The organism is Pseudomonas sp. AGC41 (assembly GCF_057334555.1).
On sequence record NZ_JBHFJB010000017.1, the window covers coordinates 3,807 to 8,270 of the forward strand.

4 protein-coding genes are annotated in these 4,464 nt (G+C 61.3%); all 4 read left to right on the forward strand.

Features of this window, described 5'->3' with window-relative positions:
• The first annotated feature begins 88 nt into the window (after nt 1–88).
• The 4 genes from rloA2 (at nt 89) to creD (ending at nt 4,363) form a co-directional block, all read left to right on the forward strand.
• Complete coding sequence (gene rloA2 / locus ACE04F_RS02205) at nt 89–595, forward strand: retropepsin-like aspartic peptidase RloA2 (protein WP_486104467.1); 507 nt, start codon at nt 89–91, stop codon at nt 593–595.
• A gap of 69 nt (nt 596–664) precedes the next feature.
• Nucleotides 665–1,345, forward strand: a complete 681-nt coding sequence (creB, locus tag ACE04F_RS02210) for a two-component system response regulator CreB (RefSeq protein ID WP_486104469.1) — start codon at nt 665–667, stop codon at nt 1,343–1,345.
• Nucleotides 1,345–2,763 carry a two-component system sensor histidine kinase CreC gene (creC, locus tag ACE04F_RS02215; protein ID WP_486104471.1) on the forward strand — a complete coding sequence of 473 codons (1,419 nt, stop codon included), beginning with the start codon at nt 1,345–1,347 and terminating at the stop codon, nt 2,761–2,763. Before creB ends, creC begins: the two co-directional genes overlap by 1 nt.
• A 226-nt stretch (nt 2,764–2,989) precedes the next feature.
• Nucleotides 2,990–4,363: a cell envelope integrity protein CreD gene (gene creD, locus ACE04F_RS02220; protein WP_486104473.1), complete on the forward strand. Its 1,374-nt coding sequence runs from the start codon at nt 2,990–2,992 to the stop codon at nt 4,361–4,363.
• Nucleotides 4,364–4,464 lie beyond the last annotated feature (101 nt).

The following is a 4,464-nucleotide window of genomic DNA, read 5'->3' on the forward strand; positions in this document are numbered from 1 at the left end:
CCCCCCCCCCCCCCCCCACGGTGCGCTGTACCGAACGAATTCGTTGACCACGGTCTAAAATCCCACTCCCACAACGGAAGCCCCTTACATGAAATCCGTTTTAGCCCTGCTTTCCCTGGTGGCCCTTCCCGTGCTCGCCGCCGAACCGACCCTCTATGGGCGCTACGAATACATCGCGTTGCCGGAAATCGGCGGTGAAGTGCTCAAGGCCAAGATGGACACCGGCGCATTGACCGCCTCGCTGTCGGCCAAGGACATCGAGACGTTTACCCGTGACGGCGATGACTGGGTACGTTTCCGCCTGGCGACCAAGGACGCGAGCAACAAGATCTACGAACACAAGGTCGCCCGCATCAGCAAGATCAAGACCCGTTCCGAAGAGGACGAGGACGACGACGAAAAGATCGCCCCCAGCAAGCGTCCGGTGGTGGAACTGGCAATGTGCCTGGGTAATGTCAAGCGCACCGTCGAGGTCAACCTGACCGACCGCAGCAGTTTCAACTACCCGTTGCTGATTGGTGCCAAGGCCTTGCGTGAGTTCGACGCGGCGGTGAACCCGGCGCGACGGTTTACCGCGGATAAACCGGACTGTTGATTTCCCCGATTGACGTGTCCCGAGGCTTGGGGCACCGTTCCGGCAACTTTACTGTCGGGCCCGGTTGCCATGCCTCATATTCTGATTGTCGAAGACGAAGCCGCCATCGCTGATACGCTGGTGTTTGCGCTGCAGGGCGAGGGCTTTGACACCACTTGGTTGAGCCTGGGAGCCGCGGCTCTGGAACATCAGCAGAAGACTCCGGCGGACCTGATTATTCTCGATGTGGGCCTGCCGGATATCAGCGGTTTCGAGACTTGCAAGAATCTCAGACGTTTCAGCGACGTTCCGGTAATTTTTCTTACGGCTCGGGATGGCGAGATTGACCGGGTGGTGGGCCTGGAGATTGGCGCCGATGATTACGTGGTCAAGCCCTTCAGCCCTCGCGAAGTTGCCGCCAGGGTTCGCGCGATTCTCAAACGCGTGGCGCCGCGGCCCTTCGCGGAAACGGTTTCGGCGTTGTTCCAGGTGGACAGCGAGCGCGTGCAGATCAGCTATCGCGGCAAACCGTTGAACCTCACTCGTCATGAATTTCGCCTGTTGAACTGCCTGCTGGAGCAGCCTGAGCGGGTCTTCAGTCGCGAGCAGTTGCTCGATGCCTTGGGCGTGGCCAGCGATGCCGGCTACGAGCGCAGCATCGACAGCCACATCAAGAGCCTGCGTGCCAAGTTGCGTCTGGTCCGCGCCGAGGCCGAACCGATCCAGACCCACCGGGGCCTCGGTTACAGCTACAGCCCGGGCCACAGCTGATGTCGCTGGGTATCCGGATTTTCCTGGCTTACGTGCTGTTCATCGGCCTGGCCGGGTATTTCGTGCTCAATACAGTGATGGAAGAGATCCGTCCCGGCGTGCGTCAGTCGACCGAGGAAACCCTGGTGGACACGGCCAACCTGATGGCCGAAATCCTGCGGGACGATTTCAAGGCCGGGACACTCAACCAGAACCGCTGGCCGCAATTGCTCAGGTCCTATGGCGAACGCCAGCCGGCGGCGACGATCTGGGGCTTGCCAAAAAACCAGGTCAACCATCGGATCTACGTCACGGATGCCAATGGCATTGTCGTGCTCGATTCCAGTGGCGTGGCGGTGGGCCAGGATTATTCGCGATGGAATGACGTCTACCTGACCTTGCGCGGCCATTATGGCGCTCGTTCGACCCGCAACGATCCGGACGATCCGGCGTCGTCGGTGATGCATGTCGGGGCACCGATCCGCGACAACGGAAGAATCATCGGCGTGGTCACGGTGGCCAAGCCCAACAGCTCGTTGCAACCTTACATCGACCGCACGGAGCGGCGCCTGCTGGCGTATGGGGCCGGGTTGATCGGCCTGGGCCTGTTGCTGGGCGCCTTGCTGTCCTGGTGGCTCAGCGCGGCGTTGCGCCGTTTGACTCGTTATGCCCAGGCGGTCAGCCAGGGCCGACGGGTGGAAGTGCCGCATTATCGCGGCGGCGAATTCGAGCAACTGGCGGGCGCCGTCGAACACATGCGCACCCAGCTCGAGGGCAAGGCCTACGTCGAGCGGTATGTGCACACCTTGACCCATGAGCTGAAGAGCCCGCTGGCCGCCATTCGCGGCGCCGCCGAGCTGCTGCAGAGCGACATGCCCGCCGCCCAGCACCAGCGGTTCGTCAGCAACATCGACAGCGAAAGCGCGCGCATGCAGCAGTTGATCGAGCGCCTGCTCAACCTGGCCCAGGTCGAGCAGCGCCAGGGGTTGGAGGATATCGTCGCGGTTCCGTTGGCGGCGTTGCTCGATGAATTGCTGGAGGCTCGCGGCGGCTGGATCGAAAGCCGTCAATTGCGCGTGGAGCGACACATCCCCGCTGATCTGACGCTGACCGGGGAGGCATTCCTGCTGCGCCAGGCATTGGGCAACTTGCTGGAAAACGCCTTGGACTTCACCCCTGTCGAAGGCCTGTTGCGCATCAGCGCCGAGCGCCTGGGCAGCCGCGTCGAGATCCGTCTGTTCAACCAGGCCGAGCCGATTCCCGACTACGCACTGCCGCGCCTGAGCGAGCGGTTTTATTCCTTGCCGCGCCCTGGCACCGGACGCAAGAGCACAGGCCTGGGGCTCAACTTCGTCGAGGAAGTGGTGCAGTTGCATGGGGGGGAATTTGGCATCGGTAATGTCGAGGGTGGGGTGGAAGTGGTACTGCGGTTGCCCTGACACCACAAAATCCATTTGAAAAAGCACTCCTATGTGGGAGCGAGCCTGCTCGCGAAGACAGTGGCCCATCCAACATCATCGCCCAGACAGTCCGCTATCGCGAGCAGGCTCGTTCCCACAGTTCAGCTGCCGTCGGGCCTGTCTCCACACAATCTCCACATTCCCCGCATAAACCGCCCACACAGCCGCGCCAGACTCTCCCTCATTCGAACAGGGAGAGCCCCACATGAACCGCAGCCTCGCCATAAAACTGGGCATGATTGCCCTCTTGATTCTCTTGTTGATGATCCCGCTATTGATGATCAGCGGCCTTATCGATGAGCGCCAGGAGCTGCGCGACGGGGTGTTGCAGGACATCGCCCGCAGTTCCAGCCATAGCCAGCAGTTGATCGGACCGATGATCGTGGTGCCGTTTCGCAAGGACGTGAAGGTCTGGAATACCAACGAGAAGACCGGCGTGCGTTTCCTCGAAACCGTCGAGCAAACGGGCGAGTTGTATTTCCTCCCGGAGCAATTCGAACTCGACGGCCAGATCCGCACCGAAACCCGCGCCAGGGGCATCTACGAAGCGCGCTTGTTTCATGCCGACAACCGGATCGATGGCCGCTTCAAAGTGCCGGAACGTTATGGCGTCGCGCCGAAGGATTTCGCCGATTACCGCTTTGACGAGCCGTACCTGAGCGTCGGCATCAGTGATATTCGTGGCATCGAGAACGCATTGACCCTGACGCTGAACCAACAGACCGTCGACTTCCTTCCCGGTTCGCGGCTTGGCTGGCTGGGGCAGGGCGTCCATGTGCCGTTGCCGATGATCACCGCCCAGGGCAGTCCCGAGCTGACCTTCGGTTTCGACTTGCGCCTGCAAGGCACCGGCGAACTGCAGATCCTGCCGGTGGGCAAGTCCACCAAGGTGCACCTGTCCGCCGATTGGCCGCACCCGAGCTTCATCGGCAATTACCTGCCGGTGAATCGCGAGATCAATGAACAGGGCTTCAATGCCGACTGGCAGACCTCGTTTTTCTCCACCAACCTTCTGGAAACGCTGCAAGCCTGCGATCCCAGCGATGGTTGCGAAGCGTTCCGCAGTCGTGCGTTCGGTGTAAGTTTCGTCGATCCGGTGGACCAGTACCTGAAGAGCGACCGGGCGATCAAATATGCGCTGCTGTTCATCGCGCTGACCTTCGCCGGGTTCTTTCTCTTCGAAGTGCTCAAGAGCCTCGCGGTGCACCCGGTCCAGTACGCATTGGTCGGCGTGGCGCTGGCGTTCTTCTACCTGCTGCTGTTGTCGCTGTCGGAGCACATCGGTTTCACCCTGGCGTACCTGGTATCGGCGAGTGCCTGCGTGGTGCTGATCGGGTTTTACGTCTGCCATGTGCTGCGCAGCGTCAGTCACGGCCTGGGATTTTCGGCGGGGTTGGCGGGGTTGTACGGATTGCTTTATGGCCTGTTGAGCGCCGAAGACTACGCGCTGTTGATGGGTTCGTTGCTGCTGTTCGGCCTGCTGGGGGTGTTCATGGTGCTGACCCGCAAGCTGGATTGGTACGGGGTGGGCGCGAAGCCGGCGGCCGCGATGAGTTTTGATCTGGGAGAGGTGAAATGAGCCGGTCGTTGGGGTTGCGGGAGGATCAGCGGGTGGGGGAAATGCTGGTGATGCGAATTGTCGGGTTGTTTCCGCTGGATCCGGTGCGCGGCCTTGGGGGG

Coding starts and splice junctions, on each gene's coding strand:
- rloA2 (WP_486104467.1), top strand. CDS start 89: ATGAAATCCGTTTTAGCCCTGCTTTCCCTGGTGGCCCTTCCCGTGCTC.
- creB (WP_486104469.1), top strand. CDS start 665: ATGCCTCATATTCTGATTGTCGAAGACGAAGCCGCCATCGCTGATACG.
- creC (WP_486104471.1), top strand. CDS start 1,345: ATGTCGCTGGGTATCCGGATTTTCCTGGCTTACGTGCTGTTCATCGGC.
- creD (WP_486104473.1), top strand. CDS start 2,990: ATGAACCGCAGCCTCGCCATAAAACTGGGCATGATTGCCCTCTTGATT.